This window comes from Acinetobacter sp. RIT698 (genome assembly GCF_009668065.1).
GTDB lineage: Bacteria > Pseudomonadota > Gammaproteobacteria > Pseudomonadales > Moraxellaceae > Acinetobacter > Acinetobacter guillouiae.
Window position 1 is genome coordinate 52,836 of record NZ_WJYH01000007.1, and the last position, 19,716, is coordinate 72,551.

Genomic DNA, 19,716 nt, shown 5'->3' on the forward strand with positions numbered 1-19,716 from the left:
TCTGATCTATAAACCGTTGTTTTAAACTACGTTATTAGTTAATACCAGCATCCGTAGGATTAGCTTTAAGCTTTAAATATGATGAGCTCATTGGCATATTTAAATTGACATTTTTAGGTGCAATTGGTGATTGGAACCATTTTTTATATAGCGCCGCCATTTGACCATTTTTCCACATTGTTGTTACTGTTTTATCTGCGATTGCTTTATATGCTGCATCGCCTTTCGGTAACATAATGCCATATGGTTCAGAAGAAAGTACTGGACCTACGATTTTAAAGTCTTTTGGATTTGATGATTTTGCAATTAACCCTGCAAGAATATTGTCATCCATCACAAATGCTGCAGCACGGCCAGAAGCGACCATAGCAAATGAGTCTGAGTGGTCTTTACCATAAACGTTGTTTACGTTGACTTTTTCGCCTTTCTCACCCATTTTGATGTATTTGTCAGATGTAGTCCCTTGGGTGGTTACAACTGCTTTACCATTTAAATCTGCAATTGTTTTAATTGGTGCACTGGCTTTAACTGCCATGCGTACTTCTGTTGCATAATAGTTGGTTGAGAAGCTTACCTGTTGTTGGCGTTGAATAGAGTTTGTTGTCGTACCGCACTCCATATCGATATTGCCTGCCAACATTTCTGGAATACGCGTAGAAGAGGTAACTGCTTTATATTCAACTTTAAGATTTGGCATCTTGAGCGTTTTTTTCAGCTCATTGGCAAAGTTATTACAAATATCAACAGCGTATCCCATTGGTTTACCACCAATCACATAAGAAATCGGATCAGATGACTCACGGTAACCAATGATCACTTTCCCTGATTGTTTGATCTTTGCTAATGTATCTGCTGCTTGAACCTGTGAAAAAGCACCGCCAGCCATAAGTATACCAAGTGCTGTGGTTAAAACTTTTTTTGATAGTGTTTTTGTAGATAGTGTCATTTGAGTTCTCCATTACATGATTTTTTTGGCAGTTTAAGCCGCTCGTTTCTAAAATTAAGCAGTTATCGTGCCAAACCTTTTCCTTGAAACTACGATTCATCATATTTCTTTATATCATTATTTTTATACTCACTATTCCAATAAGTAAAGGATAAAAATAATAAATTTCACAAACTAGAAATGTGACTGGTCTCACAAAGTGGAACCTATTTTATTTAAATATTTTGAAATAAATAGCCCTAAAGCCATTTATTTTTGCTTATAGGTTTTAAATCTCTATTTATATAATTGATGACTATTTCAACAGATCTGGATCGGAGGTCTTTTTAAAAAATTGAATAAAAAAACGACATAATTAAAATTTATCTTTAATTGATAAATAACAAACATTTTTATGTAACGTATTCATTTTTTTTACTAGTCCTAATCCCTTTCCTGTGATATAAAAAATCAGTAGGCATGAATTTTGCATTGCTTATTCACATAAGATGAAATGAAATAATACAGTGTGGGAATTATGGGTATGAAGTTATCGGTTGGATTAAAAGTTGCAAATTCGTTGTCGCTTACGCCACAACTGCAACAAGCCATTCGATTACTGCAATTATCGAGTTTGGAGCTTGAGCAAGAAATTCAAATTCAACTTGATAGTAATCCTTTGCTTGAAAAAGTTGAAGAAGAGACACATGAAAGCCCTGAAAATGTAAAACAAGAACAACAAGAATATGAGCTTTCAGATTCTTTAAATGCCAACCACTTACCTGATGAACTGCCTGTAGATACAGATTGGGATGATGTCTATACCCATCAATCAACTGCAATGGAGCGCCCTGAGTTTGAGGATCGTGAAGACAATCGTCATTCAGAAGCATCATTAAAAGAACATATGTTGGGGCAAGTCAATTTATTGCATTTTTCTCCAGTGGATAAATTGATTGCGTATTGCATTGTCGATGCTTTAGATGAAAAAGGATTTTTGGCTGCCGATATTGAAGAAATTGTTAGCTCAGTACAGCATTTACTACAACAAATGGATTATGACATTGAAGTCGAAGAGGATGAAGTTCTGGTTGTTTTAAAACATATTCAACGCTTAGAACCGATTGGTATTGGTGCTCGTAGTCTTGCAGAATGTCTTTTTGTGCAAATTGAGGCTTTAGCTACCACCACACTGTTTAGGAAAGAAGCGCTGATGTTGTTGAAACATTATGAGCTTTTGGTCAGTAATGACTTAAATAAACTGATTAAGCAAACGGGTTTAAATGCTGAGTTATTAAAGTCAGCAATTGATTTATTGAAAACCCTTAAACCTTATCCGGGTGCTGAATTTGAGCAAAAAGAATCAGATTATCAAATTCCAGATGTGGTGGTGTCCAAGAAAAATGACCATTGGTATGTTCAACTGAACCCAGATATTTTACCAAAACTTCGAATTAACTCATTTTATTCAGGCATGATTAAACGTGCTGATCAAAGTGATGATAATCAATATTTACGCAATCAAATGCTTGAAGCGAAAAACTTTATTAAAAGTGTTGATGAACGTCACAAAACTTTATTAAAAGTTGCAAGTTGCATTGTGCAACATCAACGTGAGTTTTTAGAAATCGGTGCTGAAGGAATGAAACCTTTGGTTTTGCGAGATGTTGCAGAAGAAGTGGAATTACATGAGTCAACAGTTTCTCGTGTCACCACCAATAAGTTTTTACTGACACCTCGTGGTCTATTTGAGCTGAAATATTTCTTTTCGAGCCATGTTGGAACCACTTCAGGAGGAGAAGCATCGTCAACAGCCATTCGAGCAAAAATCAAAAAGCTTGTTGCAGATGAAAACCCGCGTAAGCCGTTGTCAGACAATACAATTGCCAATTTATTAAAAGAAGAGGGGATTGATGTGGCACGACGGACAGTCGCAAAATATCGTGAATCGTTACATATTCCGTCTTCATCTGACCGAAAAGTGTTGATCTAAATTTTAAAGTGTGGCTATTCTAATTGTTCATTATGACGAAATAATGAATCGCTTTTTGTCTTTTGGAGTAACTTAAATGATTGCATGATATTGAGCACAGTTTCTTCCTTGGTGAATGCTGTCATGAGATCGTTTGGGTTATGACTTTCATATTCCTATATAAGGAGAGGGATAAAGCTATGCAAATTACAATCCGTGGACATCACTTAAGTATTACACCAGCAATAGAAGAAAATATTCGAGATCGATTTACCCAGATGACCAAGCATATTGATCAGGTCAATAGTATGCAGGTCAAGCTGAGTAAAGATCATCAATTGGATAAAAGATCAAAAAAAGGCAGTGCAAATCATATTGCTGAGGCAATTGTTCGTTTGCCGGGTATAGAGCTTTTCGCCCAAGCGAGCGCTGATGATATGTATAATGCGATTACAAAATTGACAGATAAATTAAAAAGGCAATTAGATAAGCATCGGAAAATGCAGTTGGATTATCAACCAATGGAAATTTTAGCGACATAAAATTGATATTTTAAAAGAGGTTGAAAAGACCTCTTTTTTTTATCTATATTTTTTGTACAAGTTAATGAATTATTTCGGTGAGTTATAGTAAAATATCCGGTTTTTACACTGTCAGTCCTATAAGAGGTCGATGCAATGAATAGTGAACAGCTCACTGAAATCTTAAAAGCAGCTTTTCCTGATGCTGAAGTTGCTGTCAGTGGACAAGCAGGTAAATTTGACCTCCGTATTGTCGACAATCAGTTTGAAGGGAAACGTCCTGTTCCTCGTCAACAAGCTGTTTACGCGCCACTTAATTCTTATATTGCCAGTGGTGAGGTACATGCGGTAACTATTCGTGCAATGACTAAAGAAGAATGGCGCAAAGCCAGTATGTTTGGAGCTTAAGCGTCAATGGATAAATTTGTCATTCAAGGTGGTGTAAAACTCGAAGGTGAAGTTCGTATTTCTGGTGCGAAAAATGCGGCTTTACCTTTATTGGCTGCAATGATTCTTGCAGATACACCGATTACATTAAAAAATGTTCCAGATCTAAAAGACGTTCGTACTTTAGTTAAGCTGATTGGTGGTTTAGGTATCACCATGAGTTATGAGGGCGAAACGGTTATCGCGGATACCTCTACACTGGATAATCAGTTTGCACCTTATGAACTGGTTAAAACCATGCGTGCATCTATTTTGGTGCTCGGGCCACTGTTGGCGCGCTATGGTAGTGCAAAAGTTTCACTTCCTGGTGGTTGTGCAATTGGTTCACGCCCTGTTGATCAGCATTTAAAAGCCTTAGAAGCTTTGGGTGCACAAATTGAGGTCGAAGCAGGTTATGTTCACGCCAAAGTGGATGGCCGTTTAAAAGGCGGTGAAGTCATCTTCGATATGGTGACTGTAGGTGGAACCGAAAATATTTTAACTGCAGCAGTATTGGCAGAGGGTGTTACAACAATTCGTAATGCTGCGCGCGAACCTGAAATTACAGACCTTGCACTAATGCTTATTAAAATGGGTGCAAAAATTGAAGGTTTAGACACAGATACCTTAGTGGTCACTGGTGTTGAAAGTCTCCATGGCTGTGAATATTCAGTGGTTGCTGACCGTATTGAAACCGGTTCATATTTGGCCGCGGCAGCAATTACGGGCGGTAAGGTAAAAACCACACATACTGACCCAAATCTTCTTGAATCTGTTTTAGATAAGTTTGAAGAAATGGGTGCAGAAGTCACACGCGGTGAAGACTGGATCGAATTGGATATGCTGGGGAAACGTCCGAAGGCTGTCAGCTTCCGTACCTTGCCACATCCAGAATTCCCAACGGATATGCAAGCACAGATCATGGCGGTAAATGCCATTGGACGTGGTTTTGCTACAATTTCTGAAACGATTTTTGAAAATCGTTTTATGCATGTACCTGAGTTAGCTCGTATGGGCGCAAATATTCAGGTTGAAGGTAATGATGCTGTTGTGACAGGGGTGGAAAAATTATCTGCTGCACCTGTTATGGCAACTGACCTACGTGCTTCGTTTTCTTTAGTTTTGGCTGCTTTAGCTGCTGAAGGGGAAACTATCATCGATCGTATTTATCATATTGATCGTGGTTATGAAGATATCGAAGCAAAGTTACAAGGTCTAGGTGCCCAAATTAAGCGAGTGAGCGAGTAAGTTAATGAGCGATATGAGAAACGATGATCCTAACTTTGACGTAATGGGCAATTTTGATCATGGTTTAACTTTGGCATTGAGTAAAGGGCGTATTTTAAAAGAAACGTTGCCTTTACTTGAAACTGCTGGAATTAACTTATTGGAAGATCCTGATAAATCTCGTAAGTTAATTTTTCCAACCACACACAAATCCGTTCGTATTTTAATCTTGCGTGCTTCTGATGTGCCAACGTATGTTGAGAATGGCGCCGCGGATATTGGTGTGGCGGGTAAAGATGTGTTGATGGAACATGGCGCTCAAAATGTCTATGAACCATTGGATTTAAAGATTGCTAACTGTAAATTAATGACCGCTGGTAAAGTCGGTATGGTTCGCCCTAAAGGACGTTTAAAAATTGCCACCAAGTATGTAAATTTAACTCGCCAATATTATGCGAGCTTAGGTGAGCAAGTTGATGTGATTAAACTTTACGGCTCAATGGAATTAGCACCATTGGTTGGTTTGGGTGATTATATTGTCGACGTGGTGGATACCGGAAATACTTTGCGTGCCAATGGTCTAGAGCCTTTGGAAGAAATCTGTAAAGTATCTTCGCGTTTAATTGTCAATAAAGCCAGCTTTAAGCGTAAGCAAACTTTATTAAATCCAATTCTTACTCAGCTTGAAAAAGCAGTAGAAGAACGTCAAAAGAACAATTAATTCATTTAGGTTTGATCGATAAAGATACCGTCTAATTTTAGGCGGTTTTTTTATGCAATTTATGTTAAAAAATAACCATCCATGATTTAAAAAAAAGAGTTTATGAAAACACCTGAACAGCGCAAAGAACAATCTATTTTAAAACTTAAAAAGTATTCAATTCCTTATATTGACTGGTTACCTGTGATCGAAGCTGCTGAAGACGTGCAAGCGCGCAGTGCAGAACAGATTGCAAAACGTGCGATTGCTTGTTTATGGGTGATTCAAGTCGCTTGTGATCTGAATAATGATCAATATGATGATGAAACACAGGAATTTGTATTTGATATTTTGAAGAAAATGCAGGTGCTAGATGCTTTAACAGAGAAAGAACAGGCAATTTTAAATCGTGAGGCTTCAGCGCAAGATATCATCAATATGGTGTGGAAATATGAGGCCTATTGGGTATTGTTATGGGCTTTGGGGATTGTGGATGAATTAAGTTATCCAGCAGATATCGTTGATTGTGATTTTGCCATTCAAGCTGTATCGTCGTGCGATACCTTTGCTGAATTTATGGCAAAAGTACAGTTGCGGGATAGCGAAGAAATTTTAGATCAGGCTGATTTAATCTATCGTTATGATTGGGCATGTGTAAATGCGCGCTTAAAGCAACAGGATGCACCTGAAAATTTAAATTCATCTATTGTTGTGGAAAGGCATGGTGCATTGAACTGGCTGATTCAGGCTGATAGTGACTGGGATCATCCTGATGTGAGTACCTAAATAAAAATTTGCTGTGTCAAAAGTTTTTTGCAATCAAACTTTCCTATTAAAGTAAGTTGAAATGTTGCGGTGATGTTGCCCACAAGATACTCAAAACAAGGTAAACTAAATCTTTCTTAAACAACCTTGTGGGTAAATTGATGCGACGTTTATCGACTCAAGAGCAGAACTTTAAACAAGTCTTTGCTGACTTGTTAGCTTTTGAAACAGTGAGTGATCCTGAGCTTTTAAAAACAGTAGACCAAATTATTGCAGATGTGCGTCAACATGGCGATGCACATGTACTTAAACTCACTCAACAGTTCGATCGACATCCAGCGCATCAATTTTCAGATTTAGAACTGACACAAGAGCAACTTAAAGTTGCATTTGAGGGTTTAACTTCAGAAGTGCGTGAAGCTTTGGAAATGGCGGCCAATCGGGTTCGCTCATTCCATCAGGCTCAAAAACAAGACGGTTGGTCCTATGTGGATGAATTAGGAAATACCCTGGGTCAAAAAGTTACCCCTTTAGACCGTGTTGGTATTTACGTTCCAGGTGGTTTGGCTTCTTATCCATCCTCTGTGTTGATGAATGCTTTACCCGCGCACGTGGCTGGGGTAGCAGAAATTATTATGGTGGTACCTGCGCCAAATGGTGATTTAAATCCTTTGGTATTGGCAGCTGCTTATTTAGCGGGTGTAAGTCGTGTGTTTACGATTGGCGGTGCGCAAGCAGTTGCCGCGCTGGCTTATGGAACAGAAACGATTCCAGCGGTAGATAAAATTACAGGACCGGGTAACCGTTTCGTTGCTGCCGCAAAACGTGCTGTTTTTGGTCAAGTCGGTATTGACATGATTGCAGGACCTTCTGAAATTTTGGTTTATGCAGAAGGTCACAATGATCCTAAATGGTTGGCGATGGATGTTTTGTCACAAGCTGAACATGACACGGTGGCGCAAGCGATTTTTATTACACCAGATGAACAATTGTTAAATGATGTTGAGCAAGCCATCGAAGAACATTTGGCTGCATTACCCAAAGCTGAAATTGCACGAACTTCGATTGCAAATCGTGGTGCTTTGGTTTTGGTTAAAGATCGCCAAGAAGCCATTGATTTGATTAATCAAGTTGCGCCTGAGCATTTGGAATTGTGCTTAGATGACGCTGAGCAGATGTCACAAAGTATTCGCCATGCAGGTGCAATCTTTATGGGGCGCTATACACCAGAAGCGATTGGTGATTATTGTGCGGGACCTAACCATGTCCTACCTACTTCTGGTACAGCACGCTTTTCATCACCTTTAGGTGTTTATGATTTTCAAAAACGTTCAAGTTTGATCATGTGTTCTGAGCAAGGAGTTAAATCGCTTGCCAAGGCCGCAGATATTCTTGCTCAACAAGAAAATTTAGATGCGCATGCCAGATCAGCAAGATATCGTTATCAATAATTCACCAATGGCCCAGTATCCGTAAAAAATCCTTCTCCCTGAGGGAGAAGGTGAGGATGAGGGGATAAAAATTTAACTGACTTAGTTTGGGGATTCTATTGAAATACCCAAACCCTCTCCTAGAGTGAGAGCGCTTATATAAAGTAAGTCAAGTGAGAAAAAATACGAGATAAAAATGCCAAATATTAGCCCTGAGCAAATGCGTTTTTGGAGCCCTGAAGTACGTGAGTTAGAACCGTATGTCCCAGGTGAGCAGCCTAAAATCCAAAACTTATTAAAACTGAATACCAATGAAAACCCATATCCACCATCGCCAAAAGTGGTTGCAGCGGTTCAGTCTGTACTTATAGATTCAGCAGATGTATTGCGACTTTATCCAGATCCAGATGCATCGGCACTCAAACAAGCGATTGCGAAACAACAACATGTAGATGTCGCAAATGTTTTTGTTGGTAATGGGTCAGATGAAGTTTTAGCTCATATTTTTAAAGCATTTTTTGTTCAAGATAAGCCGATTCTATATCCGGATATTACCTATAGCTTTTATCCTGTTTATAGTCAGTTTTTTGGAATTTCAACCCAAACTAAAATATTGCCTTTAAATGAGAATTTTGAAATTGATGTGGCTGATTATAAACAGCCGAATGGTGGGATTATCATTACCAACCCCAACGCACCAACCAGTATTGCATTGGGGCTGTCGGCAATTGAACAGGTCTTGCAAGCCAATCCTGATTCGGTGGTTGTGATTGATGAAGCATATGTGGATTTTGGTGCTGAGTCAGCTGTACGTCTGGTTGAAAAATACGAAAACTTAGTGGTTTGCCAAACGACTTCAAAATCGCGGTCTTTGGCAGGTTTACGCGTTGGTTTTGCAATTGCACAGCCACATTTGATTGCAGCATTGGAAGCTGTTAAAAATAGTTTTAACTCCTATCCAATTGATCGTTTTGCAATAGCTGCAGCTGTCGCATCATTTGAAGATCAAGAATACTTTGTAGCACAATGTCAAAAAGTCATTGTGAGCCGTGACAAACTGGTGGCAGATTTAGCGGCGCTTGGGTTTAACGTATTACCATCTTCAGCCAACTTTATTTTTGCGTGTTTACCCTCAAAAGATGCTGGTGAACTGGCAAAAGCATTGCGTGAACGTGGCATTATTGTTCGATATTTTAATAAGCCACGGATTGATCAATTTTTACGTATCACTATTGGTACAGATGAACAAAACCAACGCCTTGTTGATACATTAAAGCATGAGATTTTAGTCTAGGATTCATGTTGAGGTTGATGCCATGTATTGAGTAAATCAAGCATGGCATCAACTTTATCAAAACATTCCTGATATTCTGCATCACAATCTGAAGCGATGGTGATTCCACCGCCTGCCCATAATGACACTTCATCTTGATATTTTTGAATTGAACGAATCAAAATGTTCCAAGAACCGGTTCCATCAAAATTAAAATAGCCCAGTGATCCGCAATAAGCGCCTCTTGGTACACTTTCGAGTTCTTCAATAATTTGCATCGCACGAATTTTGGGTGCACCAGTAATTGAACCGCCTGGCAATGCTGTAAATAAGACCTCAAATGGATTGACATCTGGTTTTAGGATGGCAGTCACCTCACTCACCATATGATGTACTTGGTTAAAAGATTCAATATTAAACAGTTTTGGGGTTTTTACTGAGCCAGTTTCAGCATAGACACTTAGATCATTGCGTAATAAGTCCACAATCATGACATTCTCTGCTTGATCTTTTTTAGATTGAATCAAAGCATTTTTTGATTGCGCATCTAAAGTTGGATCATCATAACGAGGCATTGTCCCTTTTATGGGTTTGGTGATAATTTTACGATCAGCTTCGAAATCAATAAATAACTCAGGTGAGCAGCTCAGTAATTCAAAATCATTGATTTTTAAATAACCCGAATAGGGAGCATCTGTGAGTGTCCAAAACTTTTCAGCGGTATCTAAAATTGAACCTTGGGCTTTTGCAGTGAATTCCTGAGTTAAATTAATTTGATAGCAATCACCCGCTTTTATATATTCTTGGACTTGTGTAAATGCTTGATCATATTGTGGCTTTGTCCACGTCGCAGTACAGTTTGATAAAAGTTTAAAGCTTTGATGAGGTGTGGCAGGTATGGTTAATAGATTTTGTATAAAGTTAAAAAACTCTTCTGCACAGGCTTCTAAACTATAAAAAAAGAATTGCTCATTTTCTCGTTTGATAAATGTTTTATAAACACCCATGTAAAAATTAGGCTGAGATTTGGTTTGAGCATCAACATATTGCTGACTGGCATAGTTATAGTCAATAAAACCCATATATCCACCCTGAAAACTATGCTGTTTCGTGGCTGATTGGGCTGTGAAGTTAAAGAAGTGATTTAAATGAAGATCGCTTTTATCTTTTTGATAATGGGTAAAATGATTTCTTGTATAACGATAAAGTTTTTGTTGGATTGAGATACAGTATTGTTCAGGTGAAAAAGCAATAATATCGTCACCCGCGTTTTTTAAATAGATACAACCGAATAATGAGTCAATACGGTGTAATAAATCTGTAGTGCTATTTGATGAAAAATCTAATAACTTCCGAAACATAGGGAGGATTAACTCAAGTGCGAAAAAGGTTTATAAAGCACTATTCTACCTGAAAATAGTACTTATAAAAGTGTTTACCGTTTATCGGTTTAATTGGGTTTTTGATAAACAGCAGTTGAACAAAAAGTAACATACCGTTAATTTAAAAGGGCAAAACGGACTACTCATGGATTGGTGTTCTAAGTTGTAAAACAACTAAAAACAACAGGGAACTATGGAGAGTGGTTAAAAATGAAAAAAAATGCTCTTGGGAGAGTACAGATTATGAAATTATTTACTAAACTTGCTTTAGTTTCTGCAGTGGTTATGAGTTCAAATGCAATGGCGATGCAAGCAATGGATGATGCAGCGCTAAGTGCAACCACTGGTCAGGATGGTATCAGTATTGGTATCGATGCATCTAAAGTTGAAATTGCAAAATTACATGTTTTTGATGGTGATGGTTTAGCAGTAAATCCAACGACTGGTGGTACAGGTAAAGCAGGTGCGATTACTTTAAATAATGTAGTTGTAACTAAAACAGGTACAGGTAACTTAGCAGACTTGGTCATTGATACTGATGGTGGTGCTACCGCCGGTAATACTGGTACACCATTCTTAAACGTTGCAGCTGCAATTAGTGCATTGAAAATCGAATTAGGTAAAATTGAAGTAAACAATGTCACGGGTTCAGCAGGTGCATATAAACCTGATGCTGGATCAGCTGAGATTTTAAGTGGCTTGACTGTGAATGTAGGTGCGACTACTGCAAATATTCAATTGGGTAATACGCCTCAAGGTGCAATGATTAAATTGAATGGTTCGATGATTGGTGGTTTATCAATCAGTAACTTGGCCTTGAAAGATGCTTCTGCTGCGGGTGGTGGTTATATCGTATTGGGTGGTATTAAAGTGACTGACAGTGGTTCTGAAAATTTGGCTTTAGATGCTGATGTTGCTGTTACAACGAAAGGTTTGGCTGTAACTGCAATGAAAAGCACAACAGGTACAGATATTTACCTAACTAAAGTTGTATTGGGTGGTGGTACTGGCTTTGTTCCAGGTACGCCTGGAACTGCTGGTACTGGAACAGGTTCTGCTTCAATTGGTGATGTTGCGATTACAGGTATGAAATTCTATAACGGTGGTTCAGCAACGCCGAATGGTGTAAAACTGACGATTTCTGGTCATTAAGTCTAGAATTGAATTTCAGAAAAAACGCATGCAAAGCATGCGTTTTTTTTTACAAAAAACTGAGTAAAAAGCGACAAAAGTTGAAAAAAAGACTGTTTTTTTTTTCAAAAAACGTTATCTTCATAAACACAGGGACGTAGAGTGTTCACTCTAAAAATAAAATCAGCACTTTAGGCAAAATACTGCCGACACTTGATAGTTAAAATTATGATAGAAATTACTTTAGGTTCGGCATTAATGTATTATTTTGCCAACCACGCCTTAGATGTGAAGCCCAAGCCAAAGGATGCGATTTACTATACTGAGCTTGCGGATTCTAGAGAAAAATCATTCGGACGTAATCATCGTGAAATGGTGCATGTTAAACCAGCCTTGGAAAATCAATTCCGTGGCATTGTACGTCAAGGCTATGACTATAGCTGTGGTTCCGCTGCGTTAACAACATTGTTAAATGGCTATGTTGGGACAAATTTAACCGAACAGCAAACCATGGAAGGCTTATTACGGTTTGGAGAATATAACCGCATTATTGAGCGACGAAGTTTTTCATTGCTGGATATGAAGCGTTTTGTTGCTGCAATTGGATATGAAAGTGGTGGCTATAGAGGCGAGTTCACAGATCTAATCAATCAAAATCAACCAGTGATTGTGCCAATTTCTTATGCAGGTTTTAAACATTTTGTTGTATTTAAAGCTTATAAAGATGGGCGTGTTTATGTGGCAGATCCAGCCTTGGGGAATATTAGTTTTGATCAAGAACGATTTAAGCAAATTTGGGAAAATAACACCTTATTTGTGATCAATGCACCAAAAGATCAACAACGTAACCTGTTGGCTCTACAAGATGCGGATATGCGTCATGTAGATGATGCGACAATCAACCGTTATGCCTTAGTTGAAGCGCAATATTCAACCGATTATACCAATAAATTAGCAGATAGGGGCTCAACAATGCGTAAGGTGATTGACCAAGATATCAAGTCTGCGACATACAATCAGCCAATTACATCTTATATGCGACTCTATTATAAACGTAAGTAGAAGATGGATTAAAAAATTACATAATTGAATTGGATTCTTGGGAATAGGAAGAATATGAATAATCAGTGGATGAAACGGACTTTACTTGCAGTGAGTATTCAGTTTGCGATTGGAAGTTTATATGCAGCTGAAACAGAGGCAAGTGCGGATGTAGTAGCAGATCAGGCTACGAGTACAGACAATGCCAGTTCTGCAAACATCAATCAAACAGCTCCAGTTGCAAATGTGGCGCAAGTTACAGAAGATGTAACAATTAATAAAGATGAAACAAAATCTTTAGCACCTAAACCAGGCACGCAAGCTGCAGAAGCATTACAGAAGAAAGAAGGCGATGCTTCTCAAGAGACCAACTTACAAGAAGTTTTTACATCCAATGAACGTCAATACTCTTTAATCAAAAAGGGTGAGTTCTCCACTTTTTATGATTTAGATTATTCCTACTATCGTGATTCGCAGTTAAATTTAGGAATTAATGAAGGCACAGCTTATCAACTCCGTGTTGATGAGGATGCCAGCCATACCATCAGTAATACTTTTACTGCACAGTACGGGATACGTGATAATTTAACCTTTACCGCATCTATTCCATTTATTGCCAAATCAGATAGCTTAAAAGATGCCACGGCTGCGGGCCTAGGGGATATTAACTTTGGTGCACGTTGGGAACCTTTCCCGCTGAAAGCAGGGCGTTTACCACTTATTTTATTTGGTAGCTTATCGACCAAGACAGGTGATAGTCCATATGAGATAAACCCAGAAAAAGACCTTTCAACAGGTAAAGGCTATTATTCTGTAGGTGTTGGCGCAAGTACCCGTAAATATATCGACCCTGTTGTACTGTTTGCATCGGTTTCTGCCAATTATGGATTCAAAGAAACAGGCTTGAATCAAGTCCGTGGTGGGGGGAATGCCAATGGTCAAGGTGGACAACAACTTGGTCAGCGAGTTTTAGAAGAATTCGATCCAGGTATGACCGGTGGTTTCTCTTTTGGTTTTGCTTATTCATTTAACTATGATGTTTCGATGACCATGTCATATCAACAATCATTCAATATGAATACTTCATTTACATATAAGCCATATCCTGGGGCAACGAATCAAAATCCAGAGAAATATAAAGCAGCTGATCAATCCAGCGGGATGTTTTCAATTGCTTTAGGGGTACGTGTCAATCCAGATACCATCGTCAATGGTACCTTGGGGATCGGCTTAACTGAAGACTCACCAGATATTTCACTCGGCTTATCTTTCCCATTGGATATTTTAGGCTTTGGTAAGAAGAAAGCGAACTAAGGAAGTGTAAAGTATGAAAAACATACGTTTGCGCCCATTAGTTACAGCGATTTTATTAACAGGGTGCTCAACTCAAGTATTTGCGGCGTTAGGACTCAACCTATCGGTAGATATACGTTCACTAACCATGGGGAATGCAGTGACTGCAGATCCGCCTGGGATTAGTGCGATTCATTTTAATCCAGCAGCATTAACTAAACTCAAAGGCTTACAAACTGACGTACAAGGGATTGTTGCAAACTTTGATATACAACGTGAGTTTTCTGCTCCACCTGGCTATAACGTATTTGGTTATTCTGATGATCCACTGATTTGTAATGATGCACCAGATAATCCTTCGGGTCTTTGTACAGATTATAAAGACTCAGTGCGTGGCGATGTAGAGTACGCAAGTTTATATGTACCTATTCTAAAAAAGATCGTGGATTTGGGACCTGGCTGGCCAGTTTTAGCGCCAACGGGGGGGATTTCCTATAATCCACCAGGCTCAAAATTGACCTATGCAACTGCAGTATATGCACCCATGGTGGCAGGTTTTGGCTCAGAAGATGGTAACCCTGGTAACTATATGGGACAACAAGTTGCCATTGAACGTATAACCTATTTGTCTCCATCTATTGCATACCAAGTCAATGATGAATTGTCCATTGGTGCTTCGATCGGGATGTCATACAACGCAATGGCATTAAAAACCGATCTAAGATTTCCAAATGAAATGATTGGTGTTCTACGATTAATCGATGAGTCGGTTTGTGGGCCTTTCCGAAATAACTCGAATGTGATTACGGATCTCATATTATTTGGTATTTGTAATGCAGATGAAGGCATGAATCCGTTTGGTCAATTTGGCAAAATGCAAGTTGGCCTTGAGCAGAGTTTAAGTCCAAGTTATAACTTAGGTTTAATGTGGGAACCTACGGAAAATTTCGGTTTTGGTATGGTGTATCAAAGCTCAGCTAAAATGCGTATGAAAGGTAAATATTTTATCGATAATGCCAATGCGCCGCGAGAGCTTATAAAAGGCTTGAACTCTTCAGCAACAGGACAAATTCTTGCGGCAATTTTAGATTTTCCAGGCTCTATCCCGCCAACTGAATCAGGTTTAATTTCAATGGATTTGGAATATCCCGCCCATTTCCAAACCGGTATAAAATATAAGGTTTTACCTGATTTACAGATAAACTTTGATGTGGGTTGGACCGACTTTAAAGCATGGGAAAAATTTCAGTTTGAGTTTGACCGACAAATTTCAGCATTAAGAATAGCCAAATTATTATCCAATCAAGTCACAAATACTTCATTGGCTTTACCGTTAGGCTTTCAATCACCGTGGAGCTGGGGAGTTGGTGTTGAGTATTCAGCAAACGATCGTTTAAAGCTTCGTGCAGGTTATGAGCCTCGTGCCAGTGCGATTCCAGATAATAAACGTAATACCATGGTGCCGATCAACAATGCACAATTATTTGGTTTAGGTTTAGGTTATCGTTTTGATGAAGATACTGATATTGATTTATCAATCGGTTTCTTGCGTAGCCGAGATAACATCCCTGCAAACACCAGTGATATGGCGAATAAAACAGGGGTAGATAACGTTCTATTAAACCCATATGCTGGTTTAAATGTAAAAACCAATACAAAAGTTACAATTCTAGGGCTTAACTACAGAACGAGATGGTAATGCTTTTGAACGTTGATAAAAAAACAGTCGTAACTTCATTGTGGCTAGGATTAGCTTTTAGTCTAGCCACATCAATTTCTTATGCTGCCAATTTTTATACAATTATTGGCCCTGATGGACATCCAATGATTGTTCAGAAACCTGAAGCAGCTCCAAAAGTAGATGTAAAGCAAAAAAATAAATCAGTACAAGAAGTTAAGTCAATACAACAAACTCAACAAAGACAAGAGACTCAAGCCGCCAAGCCTAATGTACCAGTAATAGAAGCTCCAGCCATAGTTAAACAAAGTCAAAAAGAGAGTGTGCCTAAAAATAGGCCATCAGCGGTTATTACTGCTCAGCCTGCACGTCAATCTGCTTTAATGGAGCATAAAGCTAAAGCTCAAAGCCCTGTTCAGATACAAGATCAGCCTTTACCATTAGAGTCACAGATGATAGTACCTCAGCTTGTTGTAGAAAAACCGCCACAGCAGCCCGCGGATATTACTCAACAAACCAATAAGGTTGAGAAACTAGAGAAAATAACGCCAGCAGACCAGAATACAGTCAAGACCAATAAAGAAATTGTACAGAAAAGTGCTCAAACGATAGAGGATCAGTATTTTACGGTTATTGATGGTGAAAAATATGTAAATAACGAGTATTTAGAAGATCGAGAATTCAATTTAGAAGGTAAAAAAAGATTTTATATGACACCAGAGATCGGTGCTGTGCATGGCCGTTATGAAACCATTGAGCGGCAAAAAGGCTTAAGTGCGAGCCTTTTAAATAGTATTCGCGGAAATTCAGAATCGAAAGAAAAAAAGCCAGTTGTTTTATCTTCAACCTACTTTCGTTTACCTAAAGATGAAGTTGTTCATAATTTAGAACAAGCGTGCTTTTCTGGTAAAAAAATAATCAAAGCAAAAGATTTATCCATAAAAAATCAAGAAGTTGGTTTATGGCCAGTTGCTCCAATCAAAGAGACCTTTGCTTATGAAGTGGTGAAACTAGATTCTCAAGTGCAAAATATTTTATTAACATCGTATGCATCCTCTTCAAAGCTTCAAAGTTATTATTGGCCTTTAGTGGTATTTTTAGATGGACAAGGCTGTGTCCTCGAAGGTGTGAGCGGTTTTAAAAATGAAGAATCCCACGACAATAATTTACAATATGCGGCTATGGAAGGCGTTTTAAGAAAACCTGATCAGGCTGTATATCTATTTTTAACACCACTATCCTCAGCATTAGATGTTGAAAATAAACAATTAACAAATCATGGACAAATTAAGCTGAGTGTAATTCAGTAAGGATGAAGATATGAAAAAAAGATTATTCGCCCCTTTGGTTTTAACGAGTTTAGGCTTAGCGCTTGCAGGATGTGGTGGTGAAAGTGCGACAGTCAATGAAGACCCATATAAAGGTATTCCGACCTATTCAAATGGTTGTGATGCAGATTCCACAGAAAAATGTTTAGGTTTTTATGTTGACTATCCTGTAGATGGTTTAAATTTTGATTGTAGTACAGATACCAGAAATCATTATGTGACTAAACTAGAAGGTGGTTTAGCACTTGGTGGCTGTTTAATTGGTGATAAAGCAAAATTTTATATAAAAGGCTCTCAATCGGAAAGAAAAATTGTTTTAGGCGACGTTGACTTGGCAAAAATTCGTCCTTTGAAAATTCGAGGTCAACCTGCTGCAATCGGTTTGATTGATATTGCAAGTGCCATGACGGGTAAAGAACCAACCAGTATGACCATGAGTGATGATACATTCAAGGTGATGGTTGGGTTGGTTCGCGTTTTCCAAGCGATTGGGTTGGAGCAAGATGCTAATCAGGTTGGAGATATTCAACCGATTGAGTTAACAGATAATATTAAAAATAATTTAAAAACAGTCAATGCGGATATTGGGGTGGCTGATTTTATTAATGGCAGTTATGTTGAGAAATTAAAACCGTGGGTCAATATTGAAGCGGTCGATCAAGCTTCGGCAGTCGCGACGGCGCAACGCTTGGTTCAACAGTCGTTGGTTAATATTTATTCGACAAACTTCCTTATTTTCAGTGGTGCAAATGTTGATATTCAGGGCTTTACTGGTAAAAGTGAATTAAGTACCAAGAATGAATCTATTGCCAATATGTATTTAGTCACTGATCGTCAAGGTTATACCTCAGGCTATGCAATGCAATGGGTAGGTGTACCTCAAAAAGTAGAAGGCAGTACAATTGCTGACTCTCTGTTAAAGTTTTTATTGCTTAATCAGGTTGTTCCACAAAAACTCAATGTAAATGGTCAACAAGGTTGGATCAACCCATTAACCCGTAAAATTACCTCTCCGCTTGTATTTAAAAAAGATCAAAGCTCAATGGATAAACTTGAGATTTTTCAGGGTGCTTTGCTGAACAATACCAATGTTGCTGGTACTGAATATATGTATAAGCGAACAACAGGCGCAACAGCAGCACCGACAGATCCAACGGTATATGGGAAATGGCGTCAAACTTTAAATGGGGATCAGCTTTCTGGTGGAATTGATATCTATAAAACCAATCCCGCCAATTATTTAGATCGAAAAGTTTTTCTGACCAAAAATACAGTGAAAACTGGTGAAAAATATTACTTCCCACTTTATGCGAATATTACATTTACCTTTGACAACAAAGAAGTTAATCCAAATACGCAAACACTTGGTATTGTGATTGATGAAAATGGAGATATTCGTACCAATTTAGGTAAAAATAGTTCTTTAAGTTCAGATACATGTGCTGATGTAGATCCAAGCACTTATATTGACAAAGAAACGGGTGTACAACAATATCGTATTGGTACCACAGGTACAGCCTATATTAATGGCAATGTTGAAAAGTCAATTACACTCCGTATGATTTTAGCCAATCCTGTATTTAGTAATCTTGATGGTGCATTAGCCGGTTTAAATGAAACATTAATCATTACGCCAACCAGTGGTTCATCTAATGATGAATTAGCTAATGCTTCGGTTTCTTCTGGCGGTATACGTTTAAACCTTCAGAGATTAATCAATGAGCAAAATACCACCAGTGGTGTCAATATTACCAGTTGGGATGGGGATAAAACGATTACTGCAACATGGGTGAATTTACATGCAGTTTATCAGTCAATTTATAACAATATAGAGGCCAACAAGGATAAGATTACACCTGAACAGAAAGAGTTAGCGAAGCGTTTATCAGGGACTTTAACTGTAAGCTTACCGCAGTGTTATACCATTAAAACCAAGTAATTTATGTTGATTTAAAAAACCTCAATTCAAATCGCTTGAATTGAGGTTTTTTGTACTCATATTTTTAATGCTCAACCATTGCTCGAAGCAATATCTATTTGCGATTATCCTGTCTGATCTAATCGGGTACCCAATGTTTCAAGATGCATTGGAAATGTATTGGTTTTTCGGTCTTCAAAATAATGTCTTAACGTGCGTTCTACACTTGGAAAAGCTAAATCGTTCCAAGGAATCTCATGCTCTTCAAATAAACGACTTTCAATGGTTTCTTCACCTGCACCAAATACACCATCTTTTATTTGTGTTTTAAATAAAACATAAACTTGTCCAATACGTGGAATATTATACATGCAGTAAAGCTGTTCAATCTCAACCTCAGCTTCTGATTCTTCACGTGTTTCGCGTGCTGCACCTTGTTCCATGGTTTCAAAAAGTTCCATATAACCAGCAGGTAAGGTCCATAGTCCATAGCGTGGTTCTATTGCACGACGACAAAGTAAAACTTTATTTTCCCAGATCGCCAAAGCACCACAAATCACTTTAGGGTTAACATAATGAATGGTGCCGCAGTGTGTACAAACTTTACGGATTTTTTGATCACCTAAAGGAATTTTTTCTATGGTTGGATGACCACAAGCACTGCAAAAACTCATAAGCTTCATTAAAAATGTGAGATAACTCAGCA

At 38.3% G+C, this 19,716-nt stretch carries 17 protein-coding genes; 14 read left to right on the forward strand and 3 right to left on the reverse strand.

From position 1 onward, the window contains the following. Positions 1–34: 34 nt before the first annotated feature. Positions 35–946 carry an amino acid ABC transporter substrate-binding protein gene (locus tag GJV03_RS04865; protein WP_105714337.1) on the reverse strand — a complete coding sequence of 304 codons (912 nt, stop codon included), beginning with the start codon at positions 944–946 and terminating at the stop codon, positions 35–37. A 523-nt stretch (positions 947–1,469) separates the two neighbouring features. Between GJV03_RS04865 and GJV03_RS04870 the strand changes: the two genes are divergently transcribed. From GJV03_RS04870 to hisC, 8 genes are all read left to right on the forward strand, one after another. Further along, on the forward strand, positions 1,470–2,918 hold the full coding sequence (locus GJV03_RS04870; RefSeq protein WP_034613871.1) for an RNA polymerase factor sigma-54: 1,449 nt from the start codon (positions 1,470–1,472) through the stop codon (positions 2,916–2,918). A gap of 179 nt (positions 2,919–3,097) precedes the next feature. Next, positions 3,098–3,439: a ribosome-associated translation inhibitor RaiA gene (gene raiA / locus GJV03_RS04875; protein WP_004723731.1), complete on the forward strand. Its 342-nt coding sequence runs from the start codon at positions 3,098–3,100 to the stop codon at positions 3,437–3,439. Positions 3,440–3,574: 135 nt separating this feature from the next. Next, a complete protein-coding gene (ibaG, locus tag GJV03_RS04880) occupies positions 3,575–3,826 on the forward strand; it encodes a BolA family iron metabolism protein IbaG (RefSeq protein WP_004723729.1) in 252 nt (83 codons plus the stop codon). A 6-nt stretch (positions 3,827–3,832) separates the two neighbouring features. Beyond that, positions 3,833–5,092, forward strand: coding sequence for a UDP-N-acetylglucosamine 1-carboxyvinyltransferase (gene murA, locus GJV03_RS04885; protein ID WP_004817645.1), 1,260 nt, complete (start codon positions 3,833–3,835; stop codon positions 5,090–5,092). A 4-nt stretch (positions 5,093–5,096) separates the two neighbouring features. Next, entirely contained in the window at positions 5,097–5,792 is a 696-nt protein-coding gene (gene hisG, locus GJV03_RS04890) for an ATP phosphoribosyltransferase (protein WP_056515646.1), read from the forward strand. A 102-nt stretch (positions 5,793–5,894) separates the two neighbouring features. Further along, a complete protein-coding gene (locus tag GJV03_RS04895) occupies positions 5,895–6,557 on the forward strand; it encodes a DUF4272 domain-containing protein (RefSeq protein ID WP_154129592.1) in 663 nt (220 codons plus the stop codon). A 128-nt stretch (positions 6,558–6,685) separates the two neighbouring features. Next, positions 6,686–7,987, forward strand: coding sequence for a histidinol dehydrogenase (hisD, locus tag GJV03_RS04900; RefSeq protein WP_234623053.1), 1,302 nt, complete (start codon positions 6,686–6,688; stop codon positions 7,985–7,987). 175 nt (positions 7,988–8,162) lie between these two features. Beyond that, positions 8,163–9,260, forward strand: a complete 1,098-nt coding sequence (hisC, locus tag GJV03_RS04905; RefSeq protein WP_154129594.1) for a histidinol-phosphate transaminase — start codon at positions 8,163–8,165, stop codon at positions 9,258–9,260. Here the strand turns inward: hisC and GJV03_RS04910 are convergent. Then, positions 9,257–10,600 carry an anthranilate synthase component I family protein gene (locus GJV03_RS04910; RefSeq protein WP_154129595.1) on the reverse strand — a complete coding sequence of 448 codons (1,344 nt, stop codon included), beginning with the start codon at positions 10,598–10,600 and terminating at the stop codon, positions 9,257–9,259. The genes hisC and GJV03_RS04910 overlap by 4 nt on opposite strands. Before the next feature lie 264 nt (positions 10,601–10,864). Here GJV03_RS04910 and GJV03_RS04915 point away from each other — a divergent pair, with 264 nt between their 5' ends. The 6 genes from GJV03_RS04915 (at position 10,865) to GJV03_RS04940 (ending at position 19,031) form a co-directional block, all read left to right on the forward strand. Continuing rightward, positions 10,865–11,773, forward strand: a complete 909-nt coding sequence (locus GJV03_RS04915; RefSeq protein ID WP_151956449.1) for a DUF6160 family protein — start codon at positions 10,865–10,867, stop codon at positions 11,771–11,773. 207 nt (positions 11,774–11,980) lie between these two features. Beyond that, the gene (locus tag GJV03_RS04920) at positions 11,981–12,814 is read left to right on the forward strand and encodes a C39 family peptidase (RefSeq protein ID WP_056515639.1); all 834 of its coding nucleotides are present in this window, start codon (positions 11,981–11,983) and stop codon (positions 12,812–12,814) included. A gap of 54 nt (positions 12,815–12,868) precedes the next feature. Further along, complete coding sequence (locus tag GJV03_RS04925; RefSeq protein WP_154129596.1) at positions 12,869–14,107, forward strand: hypothetical protein; 1,239 nt, start codon at positions 12,869–12,871, stop codon at positions 14,105–14,107. A gap of 13 nt (positions 14,108–14,120) precedes the next feature. Beyond that, the gene (locus tag GJV03_RS04930) at positions 14,121–15,785 is read left to right on the forward strand and encodes an outer membrane protein transport protein (protein WP_105714332.1); all 1,665 of its coding nucleotides are present in this window, start codon (positions 14,121–14,123) and stop codon (positions 15,783–15,785) included. Beyond that, positions 15,785–17,074 carry a putative pilus assembly protein FilE gene (gene filE, locus GJV03_RS04935; RefSeq protein ID WP_154129597.1) on the forward strand — a complete coding sequence of 430 codons (1,290 nt, stop codon included), beginning with the start codon at positions 15,785–15,787 and terminating at the stop codon, positions 17,072–17,074. Before GJV03_RS04930 ends, filE begins: the two co-directional genes overlap by 1 nt. Positions 17,075–17,084: 10 nt before the next feature. Further along, positions 17,085–19,031, forward strand: coding sequence for a hypothetical protein (locus GJV03_RS04940; RefSeq protein ID WP_105714330.1), 1,947 nt, complete (start codon positions 17,085–17,087; stop codon positions 19,029–19,031). Positions 19,032–19,135: 104 nt separating this feature from the next. On the opposite strand, the gene GJV03_RS04945 is transcribed toward GJV03_RS04940, so the two are convergent. Then, positions 19,136–19,684 (reverse strand): NUDIX hydrolase, encoded by a 549-nt coding sequence (locus tag GJV03_RS04945; protein WP_034613876.1) that lies wholly within the window; start codon positions 19,682–19,684, stop codon positions 19,136–19,138. Positions 19,685–19,716 lie beyond the last annotated feature (32 nt).